Annotated in this window: 29 protein-coding genes; 10 read left to right on the top strand and 19 right to left on the bottom strand. The window is 73.2% G+C overall.

Going from position 1 to position 26646, the window contains the following annotated elements; all coding sequences use genetic code 11:
- Window positions 1-16 precede the first annotated feature (16 nt).
- Complete coding sequence (gene kdpB, locus ABD369_RS12475; protein WP_344636554.1) at window positions 17-2098, bottom strand: potassium-transporting ATPase subunit KdpB; 2082 nt, start codon at window positions 2096-2098, stop codon at window positions 17-19.
- Between the two features lie 386 nt (window positions 2099-2484).
- Here kdpB and ABD369_RS12480 point away from each other — a divergent pair, with 386 nt between their 5' ends.
- The gene (locus ABD369_RS12480; RefSeq protein WP_344636396.1) at window positions 2485-3012 is read left to right on the top strand and encodes a universal stress protein; all 528 of its coding nucleotides are present in this window, start codon (window positions 2485-2487) and stop codon (window positions 3010-3012) included.
- Between the two features lie 65 nt (window positions 3013-3077).
- On the opposite strand, the gene ABD369_RS12485 is transcribed toward ABD369_RS12480, so the two are convergent.
- From ABD369_RS12485 to ABD369_RS12500, 4 genes are all read right to left on the bottom strand, one after another.
- Window positions 3078-5570, bottom strand: a complete 2493-nt coding sequence (locus ABD369_RS12485; RefSeq protein WP_344636397.1) for an ATP-binding protein — start codon at window positions 5568-5570, stop codon at window positions 3078-3080.
- A 65-nt stretch (window positions 5571-5635) separates the two neighbouring features.
- Window positions 5636-6604: a DUF4331 family protein gene (locus ABD369_RS12490; RefSeq protein WP_344636398.1), complete on the bottom strand. Its 969-nt coding sequence runs from the start codon at window positions 6602-6604 to the stop codon at window positions 5636-5638.
- Window positions 6605-6759: 155 nt separating this feature from the next.
- On the bottom strand, window positions 6760-7209 hold the full coding sequence (locus ABD369_RS12495; protein ID WP_344636399.1) for an Lrp/AsnC family transcriptional regulator: 450 nt from the start codon (window positions 7207-7209) through the stop codon (window positions 6760-6762).
- The gene (locus tag ABD369_RS12500; RefSeq protein WP_344636400.1) at window positions 7206-7529 is read right to left on the bottom strand and encodes an SAV_915 family protein; all 324 of its coding nucleotides are present in this window, start codon (window positions 7527-7529) and stop codon (window positions 7206-7208) included. The genes ABD369_RS12495 and ABD369_RS12500 overlap by 4 nt, the downstream gene beginning before the upstream one ends.
- A 408-nt stretch (window positions 7530-7937) precedes the next feature.
- Between ABD369_RS12500 and ABD369_RS12505 the strand changes: the two genes are divergently transcribed.
- The gene (locus ABD369_RS12505; RefSeq protein WP_344636401.1) at window positions 7938-8354 is read left to right on the top strand and encodes a DUF3592 domain-containing protein; all 417 of its coding nucleotides are present in this window, start codon (window positions 7938-7940) and stop codon (window positions 8352-8354) included.
- A gap of 209 nt (window positions 8355-8563) precedes the next feature.
- On the opposite strand, the gene ABD369_RS12510 is transcribed toward ABD369_RS12505, so the two are convergent.
- The 7 genes from ABD369_RS12510 to ABD369_RS12540 form a co-directional block, all read right to left on the bottom strand.
- Complete coding sequence (locus ABD369_RS12510; protein ID WP_344636402.1) at window positions 8564-9352, bottom strand: AfsR/SARP family transcriptional regulator; 789 nt, start codon at window positions 9350-9352, stop codon at window positions 8564-8566.
- A 114-nt stretch (window positions 9353-9466) separates the two neighbouring features.
- Window positions 9467-10003, bottom strand: a complete 537-nt coding sequence (locus ABD369_RS12515; protein WP_344636403.1) for a hypothetical protein — start codon at window positions 10001-10003, stop codon at window positions 9467-9469.
- Between the two features lie 21 nt (window positions 10004-10024).
- On the bottom strand, window positions 10025-10837 hold the full coding sequence (locus tag ABD369_RS12520; protein WP_344636404.1) for a hypothetical protein: 813 nt from the start codon (window positions 10835-10837) through the stop codon (window positions 10025-10027).
- Window positions 10834-11208, bottom strand: a complete 375-nt coding sequence (locus ABD369_RS12525; protein WP_344636405.1) for a hypothetical protein — start codon at window positions 11206-11208, stop codon at window positions 10834-10836. The genes ABD369_RS12520 and ABD369_RS12525 overlap by 4 nt, the downstream gene beginning before the upstream one ends.
- The gene (locus ABD369_RS12530) at window positions 11178-11867 is read right to left on the bottom strand and encodes a hypothetical protein (protein ID WP_344636406.1); all 690 of its coding nucleotides are present in this window, start codon (window positions 11865-11867) and stop codon (window positions 11178-11180) included. Before ABD369_RS12530 ends, ABD369_RS12525 begins: the two co-directional genes overlap by 31 nt.
- Before the next feature lie 39 nt (window positions 11868-11906).
- The gene (locus tag ABD369_RS12535; protein ID WP_344636407.1) at window positions 11907-12815 is read right to left on the bottom strand and encodes a hypothetical protein; all 909 of its coding nucleotides are present in this window, start codon (window positions 12813-12815) and stop codon (window positions 11907-11909) included.
- 50 nt (window positions 12816-12865) lie between these two features.
- On the bottom strand, window positions 12866-13459 hold the full coding sequence (locus ABD369_RS12540; RefSeq protein ID WP_344636408.1) for a Pvc16 family protein: 594 nt from the start codon (window positions 13457-13459) through the stop codon (window positions 12866-12868).
- 172 nt (window positions 13460-13631) lie between these two features.
- Between ABD369_RS12540 and ABD369_RS12545 the strand changes: the two genes are divergently transcribed.
- The 3 genes from ABD369_RS12545 (at window position 13632) to ABD369_RS12555 (ending at window position 16103) form a co-directional block, all read left to right on the top strand.
- Entirely contained in the window at window positions 13632-13889 is a 258-nt protein-coding gene (locus ABD369_RS12545) for a hypothetical protein (RefSeq protein ID WP_344636409.1), read from the top strand.
- Between the two features lie 45 nt (window positions 13890-13934).
- Entirely contained in the window at window positions 13935-14831 is an 897-nt protein-coding gene (locus ABD369_RS12550; protein ID WP_344636410.1) for a phosphotransferase family protein, read from the top strand.
- Window positions 14832-14978: 147 nt separating this feature from the next.
- Complete coding sequence (locus ABD369_RS12555) at window positions 14979-16103, top strand: hypothetical protein (RefSeq protein ID WP_344636411.1); 1125 nt, start codon at window positions 14979-14981, stop codon at window positions 16101-16103.
- 88 nt (window positions 16104-16191) lie between these two features.
- Here ABD369_RS12555 and ABD369_RS12560 read toward each other — a convergent pair whose 3' ends face one another.
- Both ABD369_RS12560 and ABD369_RS12565 read right to left on the bottom strand, forming a co-directional pair.
- Entirely contained in the window at window positions 16192-16851 is a 660-nt protein-coding gene (locus ABD369_RS12560) for a hypothetical protein (protein WP_344636412.1), read from the bottom strand.
- Between the two features lie 258 nt (window positions 16852-17109).
- On the bottom strand, window positions 17110-18483 hold the full coding sequence (locus ABD369_RS12565) for a hypothetical protein (protein WP_344636413.1): 1374 nt from the start codon (window positions 18481-18483) through the stop codon (window positions 17110-17112).
- A 345-nt stretch (window positions 18484-18828) separates the two neighbouring features.
- Here ABD369_RS12565 and ABD369_RS12570 point away from each other — a divergent pair, with 345 nt between their 5' ends.
- Window positions 18829-19206, top strand: coding sequence for a DUF2087 domain-containing protein (locus tag ABD369_RS12570; protein ID WP_344636414.1), 378 nt, complete (start codon window positions 18829-18831; stop codon window positions 19204-19206).
- A 19-nt stretch (window positions 19207-19225) separates the two neighbouring features.
- Here the strand turns inward: ABD369_RS12570 and ABD369_RS12575 are convergent, their stop codons facing one another.
- Window positions 19226-20170 (bottom strand): ArsR/SmtB family transcription factor, encoded by a 945-nt coding sequence (locus ABD369_RS12575; RefSeq protein ID WP_344636555.1) that lies wholly within the window; start codon window positions 20168-20170, stop codon window positions 19226-19228.
- A 111-nt stretch (window positions 20171-20281) separates the two neighbouring features.
- On the opposite strand from ABD369_RS12575, the gene ABD369_RS12580 reads away from it, so the two are divergent.
- Window positions 20282-21205: an aldo/keto reductase gene (locus ABD369_RS12580; protein WP_344636415.1), complete on the top strand. Its 924-nt coding sequence runs from the start codon at window positions 20282-20284 to the stop codon at window positions 21203-21205.
- A gap of 215 nt (window positions 21206-21420) precedes the next feature.
- On the opposite strand, the gene ABD369_RS12585 is transcribed toward ABD369_RS12580, so the two are convergent.
- Together ABD369_RS12585 and ABD369_RS12590 are read right to left on the bottom strand one after the other, a co-directional pair.
- Window positions 21421-21816: a DUF1508 domain-containing protein gene (locus tag ABD369_RS12585; RefSeq protein WP_344636416.1), complete on the bottom strand. Its 396-nt coding sequence runs from the start codon at window positions 21814-21816 to the stop codon at window positions 21421-21423.
- Between the two features lie 240 nt (window positions 21817-22056).
- A complete protein-coding gene (locus ABD369_RS12590) occupies window positions 22057-22671 on the bottom strand; it encodes a helix-turn-helix transcriptional regulator (protein WP_344636417.1) in 615 nt (204 codons plus the stop codon).
- Window positions 22672-22784: 113 nt separating this feature from the next.
- Between ABD369_RS12590 and ABD369_RS12595 the strand changes: the two genes are divergently transcribed.
- Complete coding sequence (locus tag ABD369_RS12595) at window positions 22785-24011, top strand: FAD-dependent oxidoreductase (protein WP_344636418.1); 1227 nt, start codon at window positions 22785-22787, stop codon at window positions 24009-24011.
- 114 nt (window positions 24012-24125) lie between these two features.
- Here the strand turns inward: ABD369_RS12595 and ABD369_RS12600 are convergent, their stop codons facing one another.
- Window positions 24126-24638 (bottom strand): DinB family protein, encoded by a 513-nt coding sequence (locus ABD369_RS12600; protein ID WP_344636419.1) that lies wholly within the window; start codon window positions 24636-24638, stop codon window positions 24126-24128.
- A gap of 202 nt (window positions 24639-24840) precedes the next feature.
- Here ABD369_RS12600 and ABD369_RS12605 point away from each other — a divergent pair, with 202 nt between their 5' ends.
- A complete protein-coding gene (locus ABD369_RS12605) occupies window positions 24841-25245 on the top strand; it encodes a DUF488 domain-containing protein (protein ID WP_344636420.1) in 405 nt (134 codons plus the stop codon).
- Between the two features lie 105 nt (window positions 25246-25350).
- A complete protein-coding gene (locus ABD369_RS12610; RefSeq protein ID WP_344636421.1) occupies window positions 25351-25872 on the top strand; it encodes a cupin domain-containing protein in 522 nt (173 codons plus the stop codon).
- Between the two features lie 98 nt (window positions 25873-25970).
- On the opposite strand, the gene ABD369_RS12615 is transcribed toward ABD369_RS12610, so the two are convergent.
- On the bottom strand, window positions 25971-26600 hold the full coding sequence (locus ABD369_RS12615; protein WP_344636422.1) for a GOLPH3/VPS74 family protein: 630 nt from the start codon (window positions 26598-26600) through the stop codon (window positions 25971-25973).
- Between the last annotated feature and the right edge of the window lie 46 nt (window positions 26601-26646).

The following is a 26646-nucleotide window of genomic DNA, read 5'->3' on the forward strand; positions in this document are numbered from 1 at the left end:
CCTCGGGCGGGTTGGCTCACAGGTCGGGAATGAACTGCACCACCAGGTCGATCAGCTTGATCCCGACGAACGGCAGCACCAGACCACCGAGCCCGAACACCCTCAGGTTGCGGGCGAGCAGATCGGAGGCCGAGGAGGGGCGGTAGCGAACGCCGCGCAGGGCGAGCGGGATCAGCGCCACGATGATCAGTGCGTTGAAGATGATCGCCGAGGTGATCGCCGAGGTCGGGCTGTGCAACCCCATGATGTTCAGGTGGTGCAGACCCGGGTACACGCCGGCGAACATCGCGGGGATGATCGCGAAGTACTTGGCGACGTCGTTGGCGATCGAGAAGGTGGTGAGCGCACCACGGGTGATCAGCAGCTGCTTGCCGATCTCGACGATCTCGATCAGCTTGGTCGGGTTGGAGTCCAGGTCGACCATGTTGCCGGCCTCCTTGGCCGCCATGGTGCCGGTGTTCATCGCGACACCGACGTCGGCCTGGGCCAGCGCGGGGGCGTCGTTGGTGCCGTCGCCGGTCATCGCGACCAGCTTGCCGCCCTCCTGCTCCTTCTTGATCAGGGCCATCTTGTCCTCGGGGGTGGCCTCGGCGAGGAAGTCGTCCACCCCGGCCTCGTCCGCGATCGCCCTGGCGGTCAGCGGGTTGTCCCCGGTGACCATCACGGTGCGGATGCCCATCCGGCGCAGCTGCAGGAAGCGCTCCCGGATGCCGTCCTTGACCACGTCCTTGAGCTGGATCACGCCCAACACCCGGGCACCGTGCCGGTCGTGGACGGCGACCAGCAGCGGGGTGCCGCCGCCGGAGGAGATGATCTCGACCGCCTGGTGCGCCTGCGGCGGGACCTGTCCCCCCAGCTCGTACACCCAGGCGGAGACGGCGGCGGACGCGCCCTTGCGCACCCGGACGGTCGGACTGCCGTCGGGCCAGCTCAGGTCGACCCCGCTCATCCGGGTCTGCGCGCTGAACGGGACGAACTCCATCCGCCCGAGCTCACCCTCGGCCCGTTCGCGCAGCCCGTGGCGCTTGGCGAGGACGACGATCGAGCGACCCTCGGGGGTCTCGTCGGCGAGCGAGGAGAGCTGGGCGGCCTCGGCGAGCTGGGCACCGTCCACGCCCGGGAGCGGGACGAATCGGGTGGCCTGCCGGTTGCCGAAGGTGATGGTGCCGGTCTTGTCCAGCAGCAGGACGTCCACGTCGCCGGCCGCCTCCACCGCCCGGCCGGACATCGCCAGCACATTGCGCTGCACCAGCCGGTCCATGCCGGCGATGCCGATCGCGGAGAGCAGCGCGCCGATGGTGGTCGGGATCAGCGCCACCAGCAGGGCGACCAGGACGGTCAGGCTCTGCTCAGCGCCCGCGTAGATCGCCAGCGGCTGGAGGTTGACGATGCACAGGATGAAGACCACGGTCAGGGTCGCGAGCAGCAGGTTGAGCGCGATCTCGTTCGGGGTCTTCTTCCGTTCGGCGCCCTCGACCAGGGCGATCATCCGGTCGATGAAGGTCAGCCCGGGCTTGGAGGTGATCCGCACCACGATCCGGTCGGAGAGCACCCTGGTTCCGCCGGTCACCGCGCTGCGGTCACCGCCGGACTCGCGGATCACCGGCGCGGACTCACCGGTGATCGCGGACTCGTCCACGGCCGCGATGCCCTCGACCACGTCGCCGTCACCGGGGATGGTCTCCCCCGCCTCGACCACCACGAAGTCGTACTGCCGCAGCGCCTCGGCCGGTACCCGCTCCTCCGCGCAGTGCTCCAGGCCCACCCGCCACCTGAGCAGCCGCCGGGCGACCGTCCCGGTCCGCGCCTTGCGCAGCGACTCCGCCTGCGCCTTGCCGCGCCCCTCGGCGACCGCCTCGGCCAGGTTGGCGAACACCACCGTGAGCCAGAGCCAGACACTGATCAACCAGGTGAACACGCTCGGCGAGACCACGGCCGAGAGGGTGGTGAGCGCCGAGCCGACCTCGACCACGAACATCACCGGGTTGCGCAGCATCAGCCGGGGGTGCAGCTTGCGCAGCGCTTCCGGGAAGGAGGTGACCAGTTGCTTGGGATCGAAGAGCCCGCCTGCCGCCCGATGTCGCCTCCCGGCGGGCATCTGGGACGCACGGGGTGTGACGGTACGGACGTTGACGTCCCTCTCGGGAGCCTGCTGGAACATCGGGCGACCTTCTCGGACGGGCCCGCGGCGGGGAAGTGCGAGGCGGGCGGCGAATCGGTACGGGTACGGGCCAAGCCGCAGCCAACCGCGCGGGCCGGGGCGTCCTCCCTGGTTCTGACGCATTCCTGATGTCGCGTCAGAAAACCTTGACACCGCTTTGACGCCCTCGGCCCGCCCGTCGGGCGCGCTGCGTCAAGACCGCGTCAAGGTTGCCGGTCACGGCGTACGGTCCGCGTCAAACCGCGCTGCCGGGCGGGCCGTTCGAGGTCGAATGGAGGTGGAATGCCGGCACTGGTCCAGGATCCCGATGGGAGCGGATGGCAATGGTCGAGAGTGTCCGGGTGGTCGTTGGGGTCAACGGCTCGTTGAGCAGCCTGGCGGCGGTGCACCGGGCCGTGGAGGAGGCCGCCCGGCGCAGCGCGGTGCTGGTCCCGGTCACGGCCTGGAGCCGTGCCGACGCCGAACGGCTGCGCCCGCTCTCGGAGTTGGAGCACTCCGCACACCGGATGATGGACACCGTCTTCGAGCAGGCCTTCGGCGGCTACCCGAGCGACCTGGTGATCCGCCCGGTGGTGGTGCGCGCCGATCCGGGCCCGGCCCTGGTCGCGGCCGCCGACCGGCCCACCGACCTGCTGGTGCTCGGCTCGAGCCGCGGTGGCCGCCTGCAGCACGTGATCCACGGCTCGGTGACCCGCCACTGCCGCTCGCACGCCGGATGCGAGGTCCTGGTGGTCTCACCGTCCGAACTGCTGGAGAGCCTGGAGTTCACCGTGCGCAGCGGGGCGCCGATGCCCCGCCTGTCGGGCCGGGCGGCGGCCTGGGCCCGTCCGGCGGGCACGACCGCGAGCTGACCGGCCAACCCGGCGGACCAACCTGCGGTCGGATCGGCAGTCCTGCGGTCGGATCGGCAGTCGGCTCAGCGGTCGGACCGGCGGAGGCTGAACACGAAGGTCGCGCCGCCGCCCGGGGTCCCCTCGACGGAGAGTTCGCCGCGCATGGCCTCGACGAAGCCCTTGGCCACCGCGAGTCCGAACCCGGTACCGGTCTCCCGTGCTCCGCCCGGCCCGGTCCGGCGCCCGCGCAGGGGCTGGAAGATCCGCTCGCGCTCCTCGGGGGCGATGCCCGGCCCCCGGTCGATGACGCGCAGGTGCACCCGGTCCGCCACGGTCCCGGTGTCGACCCGGACCGCCGCGCCCGGTGGCGACCAGGCCCGCGCATTGACCAGGACGTTGGCGAGCGCGCGCTCCAGCAGTCCCGGATCGGCCTCGACCGGTGGCAGTCCGGTGGTGGGACCGAGCGCCAGCTCCGCCCACGTACCCGGCAGGCTGGCCACGGCCGCGTGCAGGACCTCGCCGAGCGACGTCGGGCGGAGTGCGACCGGGACCCGACCGGCCCGCAGCCGGCTGAGGTCCAACAGGTTGGCGACGGAGTGGTTCAGCCGCTCGGTCTCGGCGGCGATGGTCTCGGCCTCGGGCGCGGCATCGAGCCGGGCCGCGGCCTCCCGGATGGCGGCCAGCGGTCCGCGCAGGTCATGGGCGAGGGCTTCCAGCAAGGTGGTGTGCAGCGCGTCGGTACGGGCCAGCGACTGGGCGGCGGCCGCCTCCCGGGTGAGCCGCTCGTGCTCCTCGGCCAGCCGCAACTGGGTGACGAACGGGCCCAGCAGCCGGGTGTTCTCCTCGTCGATCGGCCCGCCGGCCAGCACCAGCACGGTGCCCTGGCCGAGTTCGGCAGCGAACGGGGCGTCCTGTGGGCGGGCGGGCAGCGGACCGCCGGAGGAGGCCACCGGGCGCCAGCCCGCACCGGTCGGCGCCAGGATGCCCGCCGCCTCCAGCCGGAACGCCCGGCGCAGTTCGGACAGCAGGCGGCGCAGCGTGCGGCCCTCGCCCCGGACCGTCTCCCCCGCCAGCCTGATCAGGGCCTGGGCCTCGGCCCGCGCCCGGGCCGCCTCCTGGGAGCGGCGGGTCAGCCCGTCGATCAGATGGCTGATGATCCCCGCGACGCACAGGAACACCCCGAGCGGGGCGAGGTCGGCGCCCTGGCTGACCACCAGGCTGTGCCAGGGCGTGGTGAAGAAGTAGTCCGCGGCGAGGACCGAGGTCAGGGTCGTCCCGGCGGCCGGTGCCAGTCCACCGAGCCCGGCCACCCCGGCGACCAGCAGCAGCAGGCAGAGCAGGATCTCGGACAGGCCCAGCGAGCCGCGCAGCGGTGACAGCGCGGCAGCCACCGCGAGTGCCCCGAGCGGCCCGAGCAGCCAGGCCGTCCACCACCGCCGGGCCGGGACGCGGGCGGGCCGGCGGGGGCGCGGGGCCCTCGGCAGCGCCGTCTGCTCGGGGGACGGCGGTGGCAGTACCCGGATGTCGATCGGTCCGGCCATCCGGATCACCCGGTTGATCACCGAGCCGGTCAGCAGCTCCCGCAACCGGGACCGGCCGGTCGGGCCGAGCAGGATCTGGGTGGCGCTCTCCGTCCGGGCGAAGTCCACCAGGGTCCTGGCGACGTCGGTCCCGCCGATCTCCACGTAGCTGCCGTGCAGTTCGCGCAGCAGGGCGCGCTGCGCGGCCAGGCCCGGCGGTTCGTGCTGGATGGCTCCGTCGTCCGTGCGGACGTGAACGCCGATCAGGTCGCCGTGGACCCGGGCGGCCGTCCTGGCACCGCGCCGGACCAGGTGCTCGCCCTGCCGGGTGCCGTTGAGCGCGACCAGGATCCGCTCCTTGGTCTCCCAGGGTGCCCGGATGCCGTGCCTGGCACGGTAGTCGGCGAGTTCCTCCTCCACTCGGTCGGCCAGCCAGAGCAGCGCGAGCTCACGCAGCGCGCCCAGGTTCCCGGCGCGGAAGTAGTTGTCCAGGGCGACGTCGATCCGGTCGCTCGGGTAGAGCTCGCCCTGTGCCATCCGGGTGCGCAGCGCCTCCGGACTGAGGTCGACCAGTTCGATCCGGTCGGCGGCCCGCACCACGGCGTCGGGGATCTGCTCGCGCTGCACGATCCCGGTGATCTGCTCGACCACGTCGCTCAGGCTCTCCAGGTGCTGGATGTTGAGGGTGGTGGCCACGTCGACGCCCGCCCGCAGCAGCTCCCGGACGTCCTGCCAGCGCTTGGTGTTGCGGCTGCCGGGGGCGTTGGTGTGGGCGAGCTCGTCCACCAGCGCCAGGGCCGGGTGGCGGGCGAGCACCGCGTCCAGGTCCATCTCGGTGAGCGCCATGCCCCGGTAGTGCACGGCGCGGCGCGGCACCACCGGGAGGTCGCCGAGCTGCTCCTCGGTGCCGCGCCGCCCGTACGTCTCGGCCAGCGCGACCACCACGTCCAGGCCGCCCGCACGCAGCCGCCGGCCCTCGGCCAGCATGGCGTAGGTCTTGCCGACTCCCGGCGCGGCGCCGAGGTAGACGCGCAGGGTTCCGCCACCAGCGGCCACGGGGGATCGTTCCTCGCTCGCGTGTACGTCCGGTCCCACGATAAGCCGGCCAGGCGCCCGGAGTGCTACGGGCGTCTGGCGTGGTGGGGGTTGCCGAGGTAGGGGAAGTCGTGCAGCAGGTCGGTGTGGGCGGGGATGTGGTCGGTGGTGATCCTGCCGCCGGTGACCATGGCGAGCCGGGCGGAGGTCACGTCGTCGGTGAGGGTCCGGCCGTTCGGGTAGGCCGCGGGCCTGCTGCGGTCGTAGCGCAGGATGTCCGGCAGGACGGTGCGCACGGCCTGCTCGGCGGCGGCCCGCTCGTAGCCGCCGGTGTGCTGCAGCACGGCGGCGAACGGCGCCAGATGGGTCGCCAGGTCGTCGGCGGGCTCCCCGGCGTTGTAGGCGGCCCTGGCGTCGTCGTTCTCGGCGAAGTACGCGATCAGGGACGGGTGGGCGCCGCGGTCGACCGGGGTCAGCCGCCCGTTCTCGTGCAGGCTCACCCTGGCCCAGACGCCGAACGGCCCCTCGGTGCCCAGGTCCTCGTCGGCCAGCTCCAGCACGATGCCCAGGACGTTCTTGTCGCCGCTCCAGTCCACGCCGGTCCACTGGAAGCCCTTGACGATGCCGTCCAGGTCGACGAAGAACGGGTCGCTGCGCAGCCCGGCGAAGAACTTGAAGGTGTGGTCCACGACCACGGCGGGCTCGATGTCCAGACCGACCGGGACGCCGGTGAGCAGCTGCTTCCCGCCGACCTGGTGCGCGCGGGCCTGCTCGCCGGTGGCCCGGTGCACGGCGGCGGTCTGCGGGCCGTCCGCGGGGTCGGAGAAGACGAAGCTGTAGGCCACGTCGGCGCGGTGGTCGCCGTCGGTGTCGATGTTGAGACGGTAGACCGCGCCCGGGTGGAAGGCGGCTCCCTTGGCCGGGGCGTCCGGATGGACGTTCATGATCAGCACGGTGCGGCCGCCGTGCACCGCGAACGCGTACACGTCGGTGAGGTCGAGTCTCGGGTCGCCACGGGGAGAGCGGCCGCCGGGTCCGCTGAGGTGGTGGGACATGTCCTCAGCATCTGCCGGGCGGCAGGGCGGCGCATCACCTCGCGGGCCCCGGCGGACCTTCTCGGGGGCGGGGCACCAGCTCCTGCGGGGCGCGGTCTCCCGCGCCCCGCAGGGGACTTCCCCGCCGCACCCCGCGGGGCCGGCACCCCGCCGGTTCAGTGGGCGGTGAGACGGCGGAGGACGAGTTCCGCGTGAACGTGAGCGGCTCCGGCCTGGCGCAGCCCGTGCACCACCGCGCGGAGCTCCCACCGGTCGACGCAGGCGAGGTGCAGTTCAAGGTCGGCCTCGCCGGCGAGGGCGAGCCCGGACTGGACGGCCGGGAAATGTTCCGCCAAACGGGTGAAATCCAGTGGGTTCGGACCGTAGCGGACCCGGACCACCGCCAGCAGCGGCCGCCCCAGGGCGGAGGGGTCCACCTCGGCGCGCACCCCGGTGAGGACCCCGTCGGCGGCCAGCCGCCGCAGCCGGGCGTTCACGGCGGCCTCGGTCACGCACAGCCGCTCGGCGAGCATGCCCGCCGGGGCACGTCCGTCGGCGCGCAGCGCCCGCAGTAAGGCGACATCCAGCTCGTCCAGCCGCGCGGCGGGCACCGGCAGTGCGCTCACCGCTGGGGCTCCAGTGCGGTGAACGGGCGCTGCGGGGTGTCGGTGACGGCGGGGGCGACCAGTTTGGGATCCAGGACGATGTGCCGGACGCCCAGAGGGGCGATCATCTCCCGCAGTGCGGGGAGCGCCAGATCGATCAACTCCTGTTCGGGACCGAGCAGTTCGCGCGCATCCGCGGCCGAACCAAAGGCCAGGACACAGCGGCTGCCGTCCCGTCGGCGGAAGAACCGGAGCACGCTCGCGGTTCCGACGCTCCGGACCGGGACGTACCTGGCGGTATGTTCGTCAGGCTCTTCCGGGGCGGTTTCGGTGCTGGTCACAGCGGGCCTCCTGCTGCGAAGGAAAGCTCTGCGGAATGCTCTGCGGATCGTCCTCGACCCGGAGAAGGGCACCACCGACGCTAGGCCGGATCCACGGTATCGCAAGACCTCCTGACGGCGTGTTGACCATGAACACTGCTCTCCTGACGCCGTCTTGACGCGTCCCGGCCGCTCCCCGGCCCGGCCCCGGACCGGGCGGTCCGGAATATCCGCAGGACAGAGGGGTGGACCGGCGGCAACGGGCGCAGACTGGAGAGGGCCGCACCGCTTCCTTGGTCCGCGGAAATTAGCGGAAATCGACGAGCCCCCCGGTTCGGCGAGGGGAAGGTCACATCAGAACCGGGAATTCCACCGCCCGGAAAGTCGGCAGAGTTCACCGGAAGTTCACTGGAGCAGGGGGATGGGACGATGGGCGGCACGCTCTGGATCGGTCCGGCACTGTTCGCGGGGCTCGGCGGCCTGCTGGCCCTGCTCGCGGGGCGGGCCGGGCTGCGGGAGATCCGGCGGCTGCGGCGGGTGGGGCTGCCGGCCCGGGCGCTGGTCAGGTACCGGGCGCTGAGCGCCGAGGACCTGCTGGGCAGCCCACGCCCGCTGCTGCAGTTCACCACCGCGGACGGCGAGGTGGTGGAGGTGTTCTCCCCGGTACCGTCCAGCCGCTCCCGCTGCCTGACCGACGGCAGCCGGGTGTGGATCACCTACGACCCCGCCGATCCGGCCCAGGTACTGCTGGACGGGCGCGAGCGCCGCTGGCTGGAGTACGTCTTCCTCACCTCCGGCGCCGCCGTCACCCTCGCCGCGCTGAGCCTGCTGATGTACGGGACGTGACGCCTGCCCGGCGAACTCGACACGACCGGGGAACCGGACCCGGCGTCGCCACCCGGCAACTAGCGCCACCCGGAAGTGGCGCTGCCGTAGGGAGCCTGACGCCGACACGGAACCCGACACCGCCGAACGGGACCTGAACGCCGGACCAGCAGGTCGACGGACTCGGCGGGCCCGGCGCACCGGCGTGCGGGAGCTCCGCGGGCGCCGGCTCAGGAGCGGCCCGCCCCCTCCGTCCGCAGCCGGCGGCGGCCGGACTCGCAGTACATCCGCAGCAGCGCCGCCAGCTCGCCGCCGGGCTCGACCCCGAGCTCACGCCGGGTGAGGCTGCGGTAGGCGTCGTAACTGCGCAGCGCCTCCACCAGGTTGCCCTCGGCTAGGTGCGCCTCGATCAGCGAGCGCTGGGCGCTCTCGCGCAGCGGCTCCACACCGACCGCCACCATCGCGGACTCCACCGCCTCCGCGAACCGCCCGGCCCGGACCAGATGGCGGCTCTGCGCCTCCAGCGCGTGCAGCAGCCGCTGCCTGATCCTCTCGCGCTCGATCAGCACCCAGTCGTCGTACCAGCCGGGCAGCAGATCGAGCGCGTCCGCCCGCCACTTGAGCGCGCAGAGGTCCCCGGCGGTGGCCGTACCGTCGATCAGCCGGCCCGCCCAGTCGCAGAGGACGTAGAGGTCGACCACGGTGTGTTCGCGCACCTTGAGCGCGTACTTGTCGGAGTCCAGGATGTCGATGCCGGCGGCTCTCAGCCGCCACAGCGCGGAGCGCAGATTGCCCGCGGCCCGCAGGTCGTCGCCGAGTGGCCACAACACTCCTGCGGCATGCCGCCGTTCGACCCGGCCGCCGTTCAGGGCCACGAAGGCCAGCAGCCGTTTGCTCCCCTCGGGAACCTCCAGCCGTCGCCCTGCCTGGACCACCCGCGGCCCGCCGAAGAGATGCAGAGTCGGCGCCTGCCCCTGTCCGGGGATCAGTACCGGCGACTCCGGGAACTGTGCGTGCATGGACGGCCCTCCTGCTCGAAGCCCGACCTGCAGATGGTATGCGCACTTCGTCACCCCAACGTCACCTTTCGGCAACCGAGGGTAACCGGTTGACCTCCGGTACCGCTGCGCACCTCAATTCACAGCGGACTCGGCCGCGACCGCGCCCTCCCCGCCGCAGTACCGGACCGCGCGCCGCACGAAGGCCACCCAACTCCCCTGCTGCTCCCCGCACGGGTCGGTCGGGACCAGGATGTCCACGCCCGGCCGGCACGCCGCCGCCAGCGGGATCCGGTCCCGGCGCTGCGCCTCCTGGACCGCCTGGGCTATCTCGGCCAGGCCGTACTGGCAGATCCGCAGGTCGACCCCGTCGCCCAGCAGGCGGTCCAGCACCGCGCGGAGGTCGCCGGTGGTGCTGTAGCTGCACGGCAGGTAGCCCGCGGGCGGGAGTTCGTGGATGCCCAGCGCCGACAGGGCGACCTGGTCCTGGCCGGCAGCCGGTGCGCCGTCGAGCAGACCGGCACCCGACTGCTCGACCATCCGGGCGATCTCCTCTCCCAGCTCGGTCTTGGTGTGCCGCCGCAGATAGGAATCGTCCAGCCGGGCCAGCCGCTCGGTCAGCGCGGCCAGACCCGAGACGGGCAGCGGACGCGCCAGCGCACGCTCCGCCAACAGGGCCTGGAACTGGAGGACTTAGGCGATGAAGACGTCCCAGGGGCGCATCCCGAGCCGGCCCTGCCAGTAGCGCTGCGGCGGCGGTGCGCCCCGCTCCCGCCGGGCCGCCCAGATGTCCACCTCCCAGGCCTTGTGGTCGTCGCCGACCGGGAGGACCACCGCCAGCCGCACCGCGGTCGGCCTGGTCGCGGCGGCCGGCGGCGGGGCCCAATTCCCCGGCAGGACGGACCATCCGGCGGGATCGTAGGGCCACGGGGACGCCTCGGCCCGCTCGGCGGCGAACAGCCGCGAGGCCAGCCAGCCCCGCCGGTCAGCGGGCGGCCGGCTGCCCAGGGCGCCCTCGGTGGCGGGGGTCAGCCTGAGCCGCACCCCTTCGGCGAGGTACGGACGGCGGGTGGCGCCGCCCGAGCAGGGGTCGTCGCAGAGCGTCCCCTGGACCGCGCTCTCGCCGTACTCCCAGGCGGCGGAGGTGACTTCGACCCACCAGTAGGTGTCGGTGTCGGGCCTGAGATCGGCCAGCGGCAGCGCGACCGCCCGGCCGGAGCGCAGCGGCCGGCCGTACCCGTCTATCGCCAGGCCGCCGCCGATCTGCAGCACCCCCTGGCTGTTGGTGACCTCGAAGCCCTCCACCACCCCGGGGCCGCCGGCCGCGCCGACCGCGGTGGCGAGCGCCAGGGCGTAGTCCTGCATCCGGACGAGGTGCTCGACGCGCAGGAACAGGCCGTCGAAGGGGTTGAGCCGGTCGATGCCGCCGTCGGCCGTCGACGGGGTGCCGTCCGAACCCGACGAAGGCTGACCGGTGGTGTCGCCGGTGCCGGCCGCTGTGGTCATGAGTCTGCCCTCCCGGCGCGGTCGGTACGGGTCAACTGTGCGGTGAACACGGCGTCGTGGCCGTCGTCGGGACTCCCCGGCGGGCCGCCGCGCAGCCCGGCGAAGGGGACTCTCGGGTCCCGCCCGTAGCACGGCGCCGGCCCGGTGCCCCGGATCAGGACCCGCACCAGCTCGTAGGCGGGCGCCCGGTCGAGGTCCACCACCACCCGCAGCCCGCCGTCGGTCAGCCGGATCGACTGCACCTCGTCCCGCGACCAGCCCAGGCCGCGGTCGGAGAGCGAGTGGATCTCGATCGCGTGCTCCAGCGAGCCCTCGGCGAGCGGTGCGGTGACGCAGAAGCTCAGGCAGGTGTCACCGCGCGAGAAGTGCACCGAGCCCACCTCCAGGCGCGGCCCGCCGGCGTCCGGCCGCGAGGTCGCGCCGAGCAGCGCGGGCGCCAGGCCGCAGACCAGGTGCGGCGATGACCGGCCGGCCGCCGGGCCGCGGGACGAGCGGAGCGGTGGGCGGCGGAGCCATGGGTGGCCGGCTGGACCCCCGTCAGCCGGCCGCCGACCAGCACGTTCTTGCTGCGCCGGAACGCCACCGAGACGTTGATCCGGGCGCCGGCCGTACCGGGCCGGCGGGCCCGCCAGCGCAGCAGCGGGGTCTTGGCCCCGAGCGGAAGGGCGAGCGCGGCGAAGTTCCGGTCCTGGTCGATCACCTGACTCGGCCCGGTGCCGGTCATGGTGTAGCTGAACACCCGCGAGACGTACAGCCGCCGACCGCCGTTGGCGAAGAAGGCGCGCGCCGCGAGGGCGAGCCAGCAGGGATCGCCGTCGATGCTCAGACCGCCGAAGGCCCGCTCGTATTCGGTGAAGCTGGTGACCAGTGCGGGCCCGGGCACCACCGTCGTACCGGCCACGCTGTACGGGACCGGGCCGTACTCCGTCCGCCCGGCCATGCCGAAGGTACTGGTGGGCACTCCCTCGATGGAGCGTGAGCGGAAGCTGGTCTCCTCGACGTAGACACCGGGGGTCAGGTACTCGGGCACGGGCGGACCTCCTCGGTCGCGGGTCGCTGGGTCGGCACGTCAGCTGAACTGCAGGTCGGGCGCGCGGACCACCTGGCCGACGGTGAGCGACCGGACGGCGTCCCCGGTGGCGGTCAGATAGCCGGGCGGGACGGCGATGCCACGCAGCACGTCGTTGTCCAGGTCCTCGGGCCGGGGCGGGTTGTGCGAACGGTCGACGGCCTCCACCACCAAGTCCCCCAGAGGGTCCAGCGGGTCGAGCGCGTCCAGCCGGTCCAGCGCCTCGGGCGGTGGCGCGGCCGCCGGATCCGGGATGTGGGCGCGCAGCGCGACGTCGAAGTGCGAGGGCGCCGGCGGTGGCAGCGCGCCGGTGCCGTCCACCAGCAGCAGCAGCTGGCCGTACTGGTCGCCGTGTGCCCAGCCGACCCGCAGGCCGCCGGGGCCGAACGCCTCCACCCTGGGCCAGCGCACCGGTGCCCCCTCGAGGGTGACCCGCAGCCGGAGCCCGGTCGCCCCCCGGGCCACCGGGTAGGCCACCCCGGGCAGCAGCCACGGCCGCAGCAGCCGGGCCGCCACCGGTACGAACATGCCCGGCGGCTGCCGGTCGGCCTCGGCCAGCTCGGCCCGGCTCCACAGCGGGAGGGTGAACCGGCGCGGTACCCAGCGGGCAGCCGGGTCCGCGATCCGCAGGCTCACCGTCCGGCCGCGCACCCCGCCACCGCCGCAACTGCCGCTGCCGTAGCGCAGCACGAAGGCCGTACCACCGCCGTGCGCCTCCAGCGGCAGCACCCGCAGCAGCGAGCGGCCGAACCGGTCGACCGGGCCCTCGGCCTCCCGGTCGGCGCGGACGCCGGGCGCGACCGGCCCGTTCGTCCTGGCGTCGACCGGGGACACCGCGAGCGCGAGCCGGTGCAGCACGTCGAGGGCTCCACCGCCGGGTGCCCCGCCGTAGACCGGTTCTCCACCCATGGCTCCGCCGCCCACCGCTCCGCTCGTCCCGCGGCCCGGCGGCCGGCCGGTCATCGCCGCACCTCCGACACCCCGGCCGCCACCGTGGCGACCTGTCCGGAGGCTCCCTGAGCCGGCCCCTCGATGCGGATCACCCGCGCGAGGTACGGCAGGCAGAGCCGGTACTCGGTGGTGAACGCCTGGAACGCCTCGCTCAGCGAGTCCATCGCGAGTTCGTCCGCGACCAGCTGGATCATGTCCCCGGCCTCCCAGTCCCCGGTCGGGTCAAGTAGCGGCCCGGTGAGGATGCTGTCGCTCTCCAGCACCTGCGCCGCCAGGCCCGACCACTCCAACTCGGCCTCCACGTACTGGTCCCAGGCCGCGACCATCAGATGCATCCGCAGCGGCAACCGGGGTACGCCGTCCCGCGCAGCCACCGCCGACCAACCGGGTCTGGTCTCCTTGTCGATACTCAGCCGGTAGCAGTAGACCGACACCGCCGGGTGCCGGATCACCGCCCCGGGGGTGTCCACCTTCTCGAAGTCCAGCGGCCCGGCCAGCACCGCCTCCGGCCGGCGGCCGACCGGGATCCGCTCGGCGAAGCGCCGGTCGAGCAGCGCGACGACGCTGCGCCCGACGGCGGCGAGTGCCCGGTATCCAGCCATGGCCCGATGCTGCGCCGTCAAGCGTCACCACCGCGTTGCCGACCGCCGGGGACCGTCCGGCGACGCGCCGGTGACAGTCCGGCGCGCACACTCGGCCGGCGTCCACTTCTCGATCGCAACTCCTCGGCCCCGCACGGCCGTCCTCGAGTCCCTGGCCCGGCAGCGGAGGGCGGTGTGGCACGGCTTCACCACCGTCGCCGACTATGTCGACCGCCTCTGCCGCGAGCTGGTCTGCATCCTCAAGGGCTGGCAGGCCATCGCCGTCCTCGAGGGGGCCAAGGCCGGGCTGGAGTGCCAGGACGCGGCCAGGACGGCCGCCTGCGAGGCCAAGCGGAAGCACGTGATCGACGAGGTGCTGACCGAGTACGAGAAGCTCTGCCCTTCCTCGTGCCACCCGACTGCCGACTCGGCTGCCACCAGTACCTATTGACGACAACGCACATGAGCGCGGGCCACGGCCGATACCCTGGACGGCGTGACCACCGCATCCCGCGCGTTGCTGCCCCGGGCTTGCGCTGCCGCCGGGCTGTCCGCCGCCCACGCCGCCGGTGCCGTACCGATCCGGCTCGGCGAGAACGAGATCTGGCGCCTCGCGCACGGAGTCGTCGCCAGGATCTCCAGACCCGGCCAATGGTCCGCCGCGGCACGGGAGGTCGCCGTCGCCCACTGGCTGCGCTGCTGCGGCCTCCCCGCCGTACGGCCGCTCGACGACTGCCCCGGCCCGGTCGAGGTGGACCTGCGCCCGGTCACCTTCTGGCACGAACTGCCACCCCACCGGAGTGCTCGCGCGGCCGAGTTGGCACCGCTGCTCCGCCGCCTGCACGGCCTGCCCGCGCCTCCCGCGGGCCTCCGACTCGGTCGACTCGACCCCTTCGTCCGCCTCGCCGAGCGCATCGAGGGCGCCACCACCCTGGCCGAATCCCAACGGAGTTGGCTACGGCGGCGACTCGCCGACCTGACCGCCGCCTGGGCCGCCGAGCTGCCGGCGGGCCGGCCGGCGACGGTGATCCACGGGGACGCCTGGGGCGGCAACGTCGCCGTCACCTCCGACGCCGCCTACCTGCTCGACTTCGAACGCACCGCCCTGGGCCCGCCCGAGTGGGACCTGGTCTCGACCGCGGTGGACCACCGCACCTTCGGCCTCCACTCCGACCGCGAGTACACCGCCTTCTGTGCGACCTACGGCAGTGACGTCACGACGTGGCCCGGATACCCGCTGCTCCGTTCCATCCGCGAACTCCGCGCCGTCTGCTACGCCCTCCAGTGCGCCGCCGACGCCCCGCACCGCCACCGGGAGCAGGCGCACCACCGGCTCGCCTGCCTCCAGGGCCGGCACGGCCCCCGCCCCTGGCGCTGGACCCCGCTAGGCTGATCGAAGGGCTGTACGAGAGTCGCACAACAGCCGTACTTCAGAACGGGGTTGGGGATCCTTTTCGGCCTCCGGCCGGTGAAGTCGCGATCGGCCCCCGAAGCGCCGACGACAGGTGGTATCACGGAGGCGACTGGGAGAGGAGTCCGCATGACCCGCTACGCCATCGACCCGGCGCGCCATGAACTCATCGCCACCTGGGAGACCGGCGAGGGCGAACTCGCCACCCGCGTCGCCACCGTGCCCGACGCGTCCGAGCCCGCGCGGCTGAGCCGGCTGACGGCGGCGCTCGCCCGGCTCTCCACCGCCGCCTGGCAGACCTACACCCACCCGGCCGCGGCCCTCGACCCGCTCGAGCCCACCGGCGAGGACTGGCGGCGCGAACAGGAGCGCGGGGCCTTCGGCGAGGCGCTGCGCGCGATCACCCGCCCGAACCTCCCGGACGAGGAGGGGATCATCCTGGAGTACAGCCCGCTGCTGGAGTCCGCACACGAGGTCGGCCGGGCCCTGCACGTCCTGGCCGACCGGGAGTTGACCGCGGCCGTACGCACCGAGGTCGGGGTCGAGCTCGCCGCCGTGGAGAGCGCCGAGCTCGGCGGTCTCACCGGGCGGGCCGGGCAGGCCGTACTGCTCAGCCTGGAAGACGCGTCACCGGTCCAGGTGGCCGCCGCCGACCAGCTCTTCAGCCAGGACCCGTTCGGCCAGGAGGCGCTGTTCACCGCGGTGGACCCGACCTCCGCGGCCGTCGCGGCGGCGCACTGGCTGCACGCCGCCGCCGAGGTCGCCGCCGAGCGGTCCGGGCACCCGACCGCCGCCGTGATCCGCTTCGCCGACGACATCGAGGCCCTCCCACACGAAAGTCCCACCCACGTCCTGCAGTTGCTGGAGACCGGGGTGACCCCGTACGACGCGGTCACCGCCCTGGTCGGCGAAGCCCTCCAGGTCGCCGACGGCGTCCTGCCCGACCTGGTCGCCTTCCGCGCGCAGATCGCACCGGTCGAGGAGCTGATCGCCAAGTACGGTGCCGACGACCCCAAACTCCGCGCCGAGCTCTCCCGGGTCCGCCTCACCCCGCTCGACCCCCGCCGCCCGGCCCGCGACCTCCTGGAGGACCTGGTCTCCGCCGTCCACGGCTGCTGGCTGCTGTACGCCGAGCACGTCGAGAACGCCCCGGACGACGAGGAGGGGCCGACGGGAGAGGAGGCCCTGAGCCGGGCGGAGTTCGCCCACCTGGTCCGGGCCAGGGCGGCCCGCCACCGCGACCGGCTGATCTGAGCCCACCGTCGCCTGCCGCTACCGGTGCCCGCAAGCGCAGCCCGCGCTCGACCGGGGTTGCCGTGGCTGGTCGGCGTGCTGCGGCCGTTCAGTCCAGGTCGAGGCGGCGGTCCGCGAGGCAGCGCCGCCACAGTTCGAAGGTCAGATCGGCCTCCACCAGCGAGTCGTGGACGAACCCGGTGTCGATGAACTCCGGCCCGACCAGCCGCCGTACCGTCCCCACCAGGTGGTCGGCCGCCTGCCGGATCCGCTCGGCATGGGCGACCCTGAGGCGCGGCTCGAACTCGGCCAGCAGCCCCGACACGCCCTTCGGCCCGTCCGAGCGGGCCGGCTGCTCGTCGTACACCGACGGGACGGGCGGCAGCTGCTCCTCCGGGAGGTGTGGGACGGGCGCGCCCGGCCGCGCCGCGGGCTCGTCCTGGCCGAGGATCCGGCCGACCACCCGGCGGCTCTCCTCCGAGCGCTGGACCTCGTCGGCGAGCTCCTTCAGCGCGTCCAACAGGGGTGGGACGTCCTGTTCGCTCTCCGCGGCGACCAGCCTTCCCAGCTCCCCAGCGAGTTCCCGGCCCCGGGCGGTGGCCCGGTCGAGCACGGCGTCGCAGGCGTCCAGCTCTCCGAAGGCCCGCTCGACGGCCCGTAGCGACTGCCGCAGCCTCTCGTGCGCATCCCCCTCGAACCGGTCGGCGCCTCGGGCGAGATCGGACTCCGGCAGTGGCGCCCCGAACAGGTCCCCACCCGGTGTACTCATGACCGTCCCCATGGAAGCCATCGTCGGCCCACCCCTTTCCATGATCGTCGCTCTCCCGGCCGAAGCGATCATGAAACACCTCCCACCGGAGCGCCACCCCCAAACCTGGAGGCCGGAATCAGCAATGCCGTCGGTTCCATCGATTCCGTCGGGCGCCCGCACGTGGCAGGGTGATCCGGGGCCGCGCCCTGACCAGGGAAGCCACCGGCCGGCCGCGTCGGCGACCCGCTGATCCACCCGTCCCGCCGGGCGTCCGTGTCAACTCGCCGGGTTCACGAAAGAGTACAGACGGCGCATCGCGTTGACGAGGACCTGACCATGCGGGTTGAGCGAGCGGCCGTCGGCAACGGTCAGCGGGCGGCGGGTGACCAGCCGACCGAGGATGCCGCCGGGGTTCAGCAGGGTCCCGGCACGGGGCAGGTTGACCAGCACGCACTCCTGGGTGCGTGCCGGCCCGCACTCCAGCAGCCCGGCCCCCGGCCGCCGGAAGACCAGCCGGTCGCCCTCCAGGGCGTACACGCCGCCGGTCGGCGCCTCCAGCAGCACCGCCGCCGAGTCGATGTGACGGATCGTCAACTGCACTGCGTCGACCGGATCGAGGTCCGGCTTCCCGATGGTGTCATGGCCGTGCCGCTCGGCGAAGTGTCGGACCATGGTGGGCAGCAGACCGGCACCGAACTCCAGCTCACCGAGCAGCCAGGTGGAGCCCAGCACCCGGCAGTTGATCTCCAGGGTGGCCACCGAGCCGTCCGCGCGCAGCGCGAAGTCGCCGCCGTAGATGCCCCGGTAGCCGAGCTCGGCCAGGCCGCGGCCGATCCGCTCCATCGCGTCGCGCCCGGTCGCCAGCGCATCGGCCGGCAGCAGGGCGGGTGCCTGGAAGTCGGTGCCGACGTACCCGCCGAAGCCCGAGCCCAGCCCCTCCACGCCGGTGAGCTGGAGCGCGGGCCGAAGCACCTCGGGGAACCCCTCCCGGGGCACGAAGCCGCTGAAGCTGAAGGTGGTGTCGCCCGCGTACTCGCTCACCAACCAGCGGCTGCGCTGCGGCAGTTCACGGGCCTCCTGTTCGCCGGTGACCAGGTAGGTGCCGTTGCCGCCCGAACTGCCCTTCGGCTTCTGGGCGACGAAGACCGGCCCGAACTTCCCGCTCAGCAGCTGGTAGTCGATGCTGTCGACCACCACACTGGCCGGCGCCGGAACGCCCAGGTGCTCGAACCAGTCGCGCATCAGCACCTTGTCCGTCAGCAGGTCCCCGCCACCGGGCGCGGGCGGCACCAGCAGGCTCGCGCCGGTCCGCTCGATCGCCTGGCGCCAGTGCTCGCGGTACGTGCCATAGGCGGCCAGCCCGAACTCCCGTCCGCGCCAACGGTTTCCGATCAGGGCCGGCAGGAGGTCCATCAGCTCCTCCAGATGTCGTCCACTGAGCGTGTCCTCCCGGCGTGCGATCTGCTCCTCCAGCGAGTGCACCCGGGCCCCGAACCGCTCGGCCCAGCCCACGTCCGCCCCCTCCACGGTCAACAGCTCGGAGAGGCAGCCCGTGCGCAGCAAGGGCAGCAGGTAGAGCGGGCGCGCGGCGAACCCCAGGTACCCGGCGGGGCGCAGCAGGCGCTCGACGTCATCAAGAGAAGCGATCACGCGATGGATTATGCATCCCGTCACCCCTCCGCGATTCTGATCAACTTGTCGCAGTGCAGGGAATACTGATGATGCATTAGACTGCGCCGCCACTCGGCCCATCGACGGTGTCGGCACCCGGATGCCCGACGGTCCGGATCGCCGTGGCCGGGGCGGTGCACCCGGCGCGGCGGAGTCGGGAGCGGGCGGGCGCCGGCGGCCGGGCACGTACCCGGCGTTCGGGCGGGCGGCCCGTTATTCGGGTGCGCCGGCGCGAGCGGCAACGGCAGGATGACGGCGACTCGGCGACCGCTCCGGTAGTCGACCACCTCCGCACCCGACCAGTCGAAGACGAGGACCCCCGACATGACCTCCCACACCGCGCAGGGCCCCACCGACCAGCAGGACTCCGGGTCCCCGGCGCATCCGACCGCCCCGGCGAGCCCTGCCGCCCCGCAGACGGGGGCCGTACTCCGCTCCTTCGTCCGGGACGGCCGCCTGAACCGGCTTCCCGTCAAGCGCGGCAAGCGACTGGTCGTCCTGGAGCACGTCGCCGCACAGTCGTTCACGCCCGGTGTCGAGTACGCCGAGCCCGAGGTCAACGAGATCCTGCGGCGCTGGTGCGAGGGCGGCGACGCCGACCATGCCGGCCTGCGCCGCGACCTGGTGGAGGAGCGCATCCTCGACCGCGAGAACAGCGTCTACCGCCTCCGCGACGACCGCCCCACCGCCCCGCTGCGGTAGTCGTCCGGGCGACCGAGCGCTAAGGGACTGCGGCGAGCAGGGATTCCGCGACCAGGGTGCGGGCGTAGATCACCGAGCGGCCGGCCCGGTGAGCGCTGACCAGGCCCGCGTCGCGCAGCGCGGTCAGGTTCTGGGAGACCCCGGCCGGGGAGAGCCCGCTGCGCCGGGCCAGTTCGGTGGTGGACGCGGGGTTCCCCAGTTCGGTCAGCAGCAGGGTCCGCGAGCGGCCGAGCACCGCGGCGAGGGCGGCGGTCCCGGTGGCGGTCCGCTCCTCCCACAGCGAGCCGATGCCGCGTGCGGGATAGGCGAGTTGCGGCGGGTCCGGCGGTGTCACCCTGGTGAACGGGACCGGTCCGGTGAAGACCGAGGGGATCAGCAGCAGCCCCTGCCCCGCCGTCTGCCGGGAGAGGGCCTTGGACCGGCGGAGCAGCCGCAGTGTGTCGTCGTCCCAACGCATCGAGGCGTGCAGGTCGTTGAGGAGGTGAGCCGCCCCGCGCTCGGCGATCTGCCGGGCCCGGTGGGAGACGTCGGCGTCCAGCACCGCCTGGATCCGCGCCCAGTACGGGGCGAGCGCCACCTCCCAGTAGGTCCGGATCTCTTCGGCGACCTTGGCCAGGCGGGTCTGCGGCTTGGCGTACAGGGCGCGCGAGCGGGGACCGAGACCGCCCTGCTCGCGGCGGAGACGGTCGAGGTCGTGGCGCACCCGCTCGGTGTCTGCGGCCAGGATGCCGTCCAGCTCGGCCGCCAGGGTCGGGGCCGGGCCGGGAGGTGTCGGGTTGAGGAAGTCCGGGACGTAGCCCGACGGCGGGACCAGCTCGGCCAGCCATCCCCGGTCCAACCCGGCGGCCGTCACCCGCGGCCGCACCTGCCCGGTCCAGACCCGGTGCACGGGATGCACGACTCCGGAGCTCAGCAGCCGGAAGCTGGGACCGACCTCCCACATCGGCGATACGGCGAAGCGCATCTGCGCCAGATCCCGCACCGAGAACACCAGCTCCGCCACCGCGCCTCCGGCGAGGATTCAGCCATGTCCGAATCATTGGCGGCCAGTCTACGGTCCGCTGATCATTCCGGCATGACCTCACAGACGATCACCGCTGCGGCGGCAGGCACCTGGAAGCTCGGCGACCTGACGGTCAACCGGATCGGCTTCGGCGCGATGCGCCTGCCGCAGCACGGCAGAGCGCTCGTCCCGGACGCCGTCCCGCGCGAGGGCGACCAGGCGATCGGCGTACTGCGCCGAGCGGTCGAACTCGGTGTGAACCACATCGACACCGCTGCTTTCTACTTCTCGCCGCTGCGCTCCGCCAACGGGTTGATCAACCGGGCGCTGGCGCCCTACCCGGACGACCTCGTCATCACCACCAAGGTCGGTCCCGGCCGCGACCCGTCGGGCGCGTGGCTGCCCCATGCCACGCCGGAGCAACTGCGCGGCCAGGTCGAGGAGAACCTGCGCCAGCTCGGCCGCGACCACCTCGACGTGGTGAACCTGCGCATCGTCGGGACGGATTCGATCGCCGAGCGCTTCGGCGCACTGGCCGAGTTGCGCGATGCCGGGCTCATCCGCCACCTGGGCCTGTCCAACGTCCACCCCCACCACCTCGCCGAGGCCCGGGCCATCGCACCGGTGGTCTGCGTGCAGAACCGGTACGGCCTCGGCGCAGGGCCCGAGCAGGACGAGTTCCTGCGCGGCTGCGGCGAGCAGGGCGTCGCGTTCGTGCCGTTCTACGCGATCGCCGGCGCCGGTAGTACGGCCGGCGCGAGCGGCACCGACAGCGCGGAGGTGCTCTCCGTCGCCCGTGCGCACGGAGCGAGCGCGGCGCAGGTGCGGATCGCGTGGACACTGCACCGCGGCCCGCACGTACTGGCCATCCCCGGTACCGGCGACCCGGATCACCTGGCCGCCAACGTGGCCGCCGGCGCACTGCGCCTCGGTGCGGACGAACTGGCGCTGCTGGACTCGCTCCACCGGGGCGGAGCGAGCGCTGACGGTCGGTAGGTCCGGCGCCCGGCGGGCGGTAGCCCCGCTCCTCGGTGCGACGGGTGGCCGCCTCAGCCGAAGCGGCCCTCGACGTAGTCGAAGGTGCATGGGGCGGCCGGGTCGGTGAAGAGCCCCGGCCGTTCCGAGCTGCCGCCCGGTGGCCGCGCCGAGTGCCCAGTCGACCGTGCGGTCCGGCACCTGGAGCGCCGGCAGCCGGGGTCGGCGCCCGCCGGTCATGGCGGCAGTCCGGGCCCGGCGGAATGATTGGACTCTGCGGGAAGACCGGGCCCGGCGGGAAGACCGGGCCCGGCGGGAAGGCCCCTGTTCCCGGGGAGGTCCGGCTTGGTCAGCAGCGCGACGAACCGGCGGAAGGCGTTCTGGCAGGTCGCGTACCGCTCGTACGCCCGGCTGGAGCGTGCCACCGGATCGTCCCGGGCGCCTGGGACCGCCCAGATCCAGCCCAGGCCCTCCCGGACGTGGGTGATCCTGGCCACCAGCTCCGGCCCGGCGGCGGCCAGTTCGGCGAAGGCGCGCTCGGCTGCGGGGGCGGAGTCGTACACAGGTGAGGAGACCGCGACCACCCGCCCGTTCGGAGCCTTCAGCTGCCACCGGAAGCGGCCGCTCGGCACCCGTTCGGTCCGCAGCCCCTCCCGGCCGGCGCCGGCCGTTCCACGCTCTCCGGAACGTCCGGAACCCACCACTGCCCCCGCGGGACTCGTGCTGAATGATCGTCACCGGGTCCAACGCTACGTGTGCACACCGGCGGGCGGGAAGCCGGAGCATCCGTCAAAGCCAGCCATTGGCACAGAAGTTCTCCCTCGTTAATCTCCACTGGACCAGACCTCCCGAGGCGCCGCGAAGCAAGGCGGTCAGCTACCGGCCGACGGCTCCGGGGCATCCTCGGCCGGCAGGTCGGCGGCCGTCCAGGACAGCCGGCCGGAGTGGAAGTCCTCGATCACCGCGCGCAGCCAGCGGACCTCCGCCTCGGTCACGGCGCGCAGGTACTCGATCTCCAACAGGCTGACCCGCCCCAGCCCGTCCGCGGGCTCGTCAGCGAGCGAGACCTCCAGTCCGGCCAGCTTCTCGGTGGTGGCGCGCAGTCGCCGCTCCAGGACGGCCGGGATCTCGTCCGGGTCGAGCATCAGCAGGTTGGAGAGAGCCGCGGGGAACTGCGGGTACTCCGGCCTGGGTACCGCCAGCATGTCGATCAGCCACTCGCGGGCGGTCTCGCGACCGGCGTCGGTGATCTCGTAGACGGTGCGCTCCGGGTACGCCTGCTCCCGCCCGGTCTCCCGGACGGCGACCAGACCGACCTCCTGCAGGCGGTCGATGGTCCGGTAGAGGCTGGCTCGCTGGCCGACGTTGACCACCACGTCCTTGCCCCACTCCTTGATCAGCCGCTGCATCCCGTAGGGGTGCAGCGGCTTGTAGTGCAGCAGCGACAGGACGGTCAGGGCGAGTGGGGAACTCCGGTGACTGCTCATGCATCGATCCTATCCACACCGAAACTAGTTCTTTGGTATCTAGTTGACCCGTTACTAGTTTCAGTGCAACTATCGAACCAACGGAACGCCCTCGGGCGAAGGCAGGAGGAATCATGGCCAGCAAGACCCGTACCGCCCTGGTCATCGGCGGCGGCATCGCCGGCCCGGTCTGCGCGATGGCCCTGCGGCAGGCTGGGATCGAGGCCACCGTCCACGAGGCCCACCACCGCACGGCCGACGGCGTCGGCGGCGGTCTGGGCATCGCGCCCAACGGCCTGGACGCCCTGGACGTCGTCGGCGTCGGCCACCTGGTGCGGCCCATCGGCATCCCGACGACCGGGATCGTGCTGCAGGACTGGGCCGGCAAGAGGCTCGGCGAGTTCGGCAACCCGCCCGGGGTGCCGCCGACGCAGTTCGTCTGGCGCACCGACCTCTACCGGGCCCTGTACGACGAGGCGACCCGCCGCGGCGTCCGCATCGAGCACGGCAAGCGGCTGGTCGGCGTGCGGGAGGCCCCGGAAGCGGTGACCGCGCAGTTCGCCGACGGGACCACGGCCGGTGCCGACATACTGATCGGCGCCGACGGCATCCGCTCCACCGTCCGCACCCTGATCGACCCTGCCGCACCCGGCCCCCGGTACGCCGGCCTGATCAGCTTCGGCGCACGGGTGTGCCATCCCGGCGTGCCCGCCACCCGGGGCAAGATGAACATGAGCTTCGGCAAGCAGGCCTTCATCGGCTACCAGGTCTTCGACGACTCCTCGGCCGTCTGGTTCGTCAACCTGCCCCACCGCGAGCCGATGACCACGGCTGAAGCCCAACGGACCTCGGCCGAGCAGTGGTTGGCGCTACTGCAACGGAAGTTCACCCAGGACCGCACGCCGGCCGGGCGGCTGATCGCGGCGACCGACCCGGCCGACCTGGTGATCGCCGGGCCGATGGAGAACATGCCCAAGGTCCCCGCGTGGAGCCGGGGCCGCATGGTCCTGGTCGGTGACTCGGCCCACGCCCCCTCCTCCAGCTCCGGCCAGGGCGCCTCACTCTCCGTCGAGAGCGCCGTCCAGCTCGCCCGCTGCCTGCGCGACCTGCCGCACGACCAAGCCTTCGCCGCCTACGAGCAGTTGCGACGACCCCGCGTCGAGCGGATCATCGACGAGACGACCCGCAAGAACGGCAACAAGGCCGCCGGGCCCGTCGGCCGCGTGGTCAACAACGTGCTGATGCGCGTGGTCACCAGGCTGGTCAGGCCTGAGAAGGCGGCCTGGATGTTCGACCACCGCATCGACTGGGACGCCCCGGTCTCCCCCGCCGACCACCGGGATCCGGCCCGGGCAGCCTGACCTGGTTGGCCGTCAACTCGAAGTCGCGGTCCCAGCCGGACACCATGGTGTTCCACGGAACGGCGAACTTCCGTGGCCGCCCGGTGGGTTGACGTGCCCCGGAGCGCGGTGATCTCAGCCCTGGGACGCCGGGTCGGCGGCCCGGGGGTGGTCACCGGTGGAACCGTCGATGAGCTCGCGGACGATGTCCATGTGGCCCGCATGGCGGACGGTGTCCTCGATCATGTGGATCAGCACCCAGCGCAGCGACACCCGCTCACCGGACCAGGAGGAGCCGAGGGTGTCGAGGTCCAGGCGGTCGATGACCCGGTCGGCGGCCGCCCGGGCGCGGCCGTAGAAGGCCACGATGTCGGCGGTGCTCTCGTCCGGGCCCGCCCGCATGTCGTCCTCGGGGGCGAACCACAGCGGCTCCGCCTCGACGCCGAAGGTCGTGCAGAACCAGCCGTACTCGACCGCCGCCAGATGCTTGACCAGGCCCAGCAGGCTCGTCCCCGTCGGTGTCATGGGCCGCCGGGCCCGCTCCTCGTCGAGGCCGGCCAGCTTCCACAGCACCACGTCCCGGTGCCGGTCGAGGCTGGCGCGAAGGCTCTCCTTCTCCCCGCCCGTGAGCGGTACCCGTGCACTCATGCCGCACACCGTAGCAGCGGCCGCCGACAGCTCCCGGTCCGGCCAACTCGGGCCGAACGGCGACGACATGGCGCCACCTTGGAGGAGGACCGGACGGGAAGCCGGAGGTGAGGGCCGAGAACGCCCGGGCGGGGCGCGGTGGTCCGGTGCGGGGCATAGTGGCCGTAGGGGGCGTACCCGAGGAGCTGCACGGAGGCCGGTCATGGCCAGACACGTCGAGTACCGCAGGATCTACTCAGATGCCGGCGCCGATGACGGTGTGCGCGTGCTGGTGGACCGGGTGTGGCCGCGCGGGCTGCGGAAGGACGCCGGGGCGTTCGACGTCTGGATGAAGGAGGTGGCACCGTCCACCGAGCTCAGGCGCTGGTACGGTCATGATCCCGAGCGCTATGGCGAGTTCCGCCGCCGCTACCTCGCCGAACTGCGTGATCCGGATCATCAGGAGGCCCTGCGCAGCCTGACCGAGATCGCCGACAGCGGGCCGCTGACCCTGCTCACCGCCAGCCGCGACGTCGACCACAGCCAGGCCGCGGTCCTCGCCGACCGGCTGGGCGGCCACGGCGGAAGGAGCCGCAGCGGAACGGGCCGCGGCGGAAAGCAGTCGTAGCAGTCGTAGTCGTCCAGGGGCCGTCCGGCACGCGCCGGGCGGCACCGGCGCGGACCGGTCCCCGGACCGGCCCACCGAGACAGTCCCCGAGAGCAGGAGTTGCCCATGCCGCCCACCGGCTCCGACGTCCCCCGCCTGCTGGCCGACCTCACCGAGTGCGTCGCCGCGGCCTCCCCGGACCAGCGTGGAGCGCTCTGGCGGCTCGCCGAGCCGGGACGGCAGCTCGACGCCAACCTGGTCCGCCTCCCGGCGGACGGCGCGGTCGAGGAGCACGCCGAGCCGGACCTGGACGTCCTGCTGCTGGTGGTCGAGGGCAGCGGCACCCTGTACTCCGAGGGGCGGCCCCAGCCGCTGACCCCCGGTGCGCTGGCCTGGCTGCCGCACGGCTCCCGGCGGGCGCTGCACGCCTCCTCTCGGGGACTGGCCTGGCTGACCGTGCACCGGCGGCGCCCCGGGATGACCATCCGGTCCGCACCACCGGCCGACCCCGCCCCGGCCGACCGGCCCACCGGGGGCGGCGATCCGGCCTGCTGGCTGGACCGGGTCTGCCCCGCCTGCGGGCGGCTGGCCGAGGGCGCGGCGCCGGCCTTCTGCAGCCGGTGCGGCGAGCGCCTGGAGGTCGTCTGAGCCACCGGCGGTACGCCTTCTCCGTCTCCGGACTCCCGCCTCCGGACTCCCGCCGCAGCACGCGCGACCCTCCGTCAGGTCGGGCCGGTCGACGCGCCCTACGACGCGGTCATCGCGTCGCGGCTCTGGATCGCCCGCCGCAGCGCACGCGGCACCGGACCGGCCGCCGGGGCCAGCTTCTCGATCCGCGACCGGAACTCGCGCCTCTGCCGCCAGGTCAGCACGGTGCGCAGCTGGGCCGCGTCGGCGAGGGCCACCAGCGCCGCGTCGTCCGGGTCCACCCGGGAGAGCGGGCCGCGCAGCGCCGAGGAGACCGCTGCCTCCAGCGCCTTGCGCACCCTCGGCTCGCGCAGGGTGATCCGGGCGGCGGGGAACAGGCCGAGGACGCGGTGTTCCTCGACCGTGATCCAGCCCGCCGCGGCCAGGCCGTCCCGTACGGTGCGCGCGGTCCGGTGGCGGCGCCAGCCTATCCAGAGCTGCCAGCTGCGCGTCCGGCCATCGTGGATCTGCCGCCAGAGGTCGGCGAGCAGCGGGTCGAGCCCGGCGGGCACGATCCCCACGGCGGCGGCCGTGCGCCCGTCCTCGCGCAGCAGGCCCCGGCGCAGCAGGTCGGTGAGCATCGCCGCACGCATCAGGAAGTCCAGGTTGCGTCGGCAGGTGAGGCGCTCGCGCTCCGGGTCGTAGGCGAGCAGGTAGAGCTTTCCGGCGAGGGTTTCGGGCAGTTCCATGACGGACTCCGGGTGGCTTCGGCTTGACTCGGCTGGGTGCCGACGG

It is taken from the genome of Kitasatospora cystarginea (assembly GCF_039533515.1).
In the GTDB taxonomy this organism is placed as follows: Bacteria; Actinomycetota; Actinomycetes; order Streptomycetales; family Streptomycetaceae; genus Kitasatospora; species Kitasatospora cystarginea.

What these genes read in the sequence shown, in the direction of transcription:
- kdpB (WP_344636554.1), bottom strand. Translation starts at nt 2,098, where the DNA reads ATGCCCGCCGGGAGGCGACATCGGGCGGCAGGCGGGCTCTTCGATCCC.
- ABD369_RS12480 (WP_344636396.1), top strand. Translation starts at nt 2,485, where the DNA reads ATGGTCGAGAGTGTCCGGGTGGTCGTTGGGGTCAACGGCTCGTTGAGC.
- ABD369_RS12490 (WP_344636398.1), bottom strand. Translation starts at nt 6,604, where the DNA reads ATGTCCCACCACCTCAGCGGACCCGGCGGCCGCTCTCCCCGTGGCGAC.
- ABD369_RS12505 (WP_344636401.1), top strand. Translation starts at nt 7,938, where the DNA reads ATGGGCGGCACGCTCTGGATCGGTCCGGCACTGTTCGCGGGGCTCGGC.
- ABD369_RS12510 (WP_344636402.1), bottom strand. Translation starts at nt 9,352, where the DNA reads ATGCACGCACAGTTCCCGGAGTCGCCGGTACTGATCCCCGGACAGGGG.
- ABD369_RS12520 (WP_344636404.1), bottom strand. Translation starts at nt 10,837, where the DNA reads ATGACCACAGCGGCCGGCACCGGCGACACCACCGGTCAGCCTTCGTCG.
- ABD369_RS12535 (WP_344636407.1), bottom strand. Translation starts at nt 12,815, where the DNA reads ATGGGTGGAGAACCGGTCTACGGCGGGGCACCCGGCGGTGGAGCCCTC.
- ABD369_RS12540 (WP_344636408.1), bottom strand. Translation starts at nt 13,459, where the DNA reads ATGGCTGGATACCGGGCACTCGCCGCCGTCGGGCGCAGCGTCGTCGCG.
- ABD369_RS12555 (WP_344636411.1), top strand. Translation starts at nt 14,979, where the DNA reads ATGACCCGCTACGCCATCGACCCGGCGCGCCATGAACTCATCGCCACC.
- ABD369_RS12560 (WP_344636412.1), bottom strand. Translation starts at nt 16,851, where the DNA reads ATGAGTACACCGGGTGGGGACCTGTTCGGGGCGCCACTGCCGGAGTCC.
- ABD369_RS12570 (WP_344636414.1), top strand. Translation starts at nt 18,829, where the DNA reads ATGACCTCCCACACCGCGCAGGGCCCCACCGACCAGCAGGACTCCGGG.
- ABD369_RS12575 (WP_344636555.1), bottom strand. Translation starts at nt 20,170, where the DNA reads ATGCGCTTCGCCGTATCGCCGATGTGGGAGGTCGGTCCCAGCTTCCGG.
- ABD369_RS12580 (WP_344636415.1), top strand. Translation starts at nt 20,282, where the DNA reads ATGACCTCACAGACGATCACCGCTGCGGCGGCAGGCACCTGGAAGCTC.
- ABD369_RS12590 (WP_344636417.1), bottom strand. Translation starts at nt 22,671, where the DNA reads ATGAGCAGTCACCGGAGTTCCCCACTCGCCCTGACCGTCCTGTCGCTG.
- ABD369_RS12595 (WP_344636418.1), top strand. Translation starts at nt 22,785, where the DNA reads ATGGCCAGCAAGACCCGTACCGCCCTGGTCATCGGCGGCGGCATCGCC.
- ABD369_RS12600 (WP_344636419.1), bottom strand. Translation starts at nt 24,638, where the DNA reads ATGAGTGCACGGGTACCGCTCACGGGCGGGGAGAAGGAGAGCCTTCGC.
- ABD369_RS12605 (WP_344636420.1), top strand. Translation starts at nt 24,841, where the DNA reads ATGGCCAGACACGTCGAGTACCGCAGGATCTACTCAGATGCCGGCGCC.
- ABD369_RS12610 (WP_344636421.1), top strand. Translation starts at nt 25,351, where the DNA reads ATGCCGCCCACCGGCTCCGACGTCCCCCGCCTGCTGGCCGACCTCACC.
- ABD369_RS12615 (WP_344636422.1), bottom strand. Translation starts at nt 26,600, where the DNA reads ATGGAACTGCCCGAAACCCTCGCCGGAAAGCTCTACCTGCTCGCCTAC.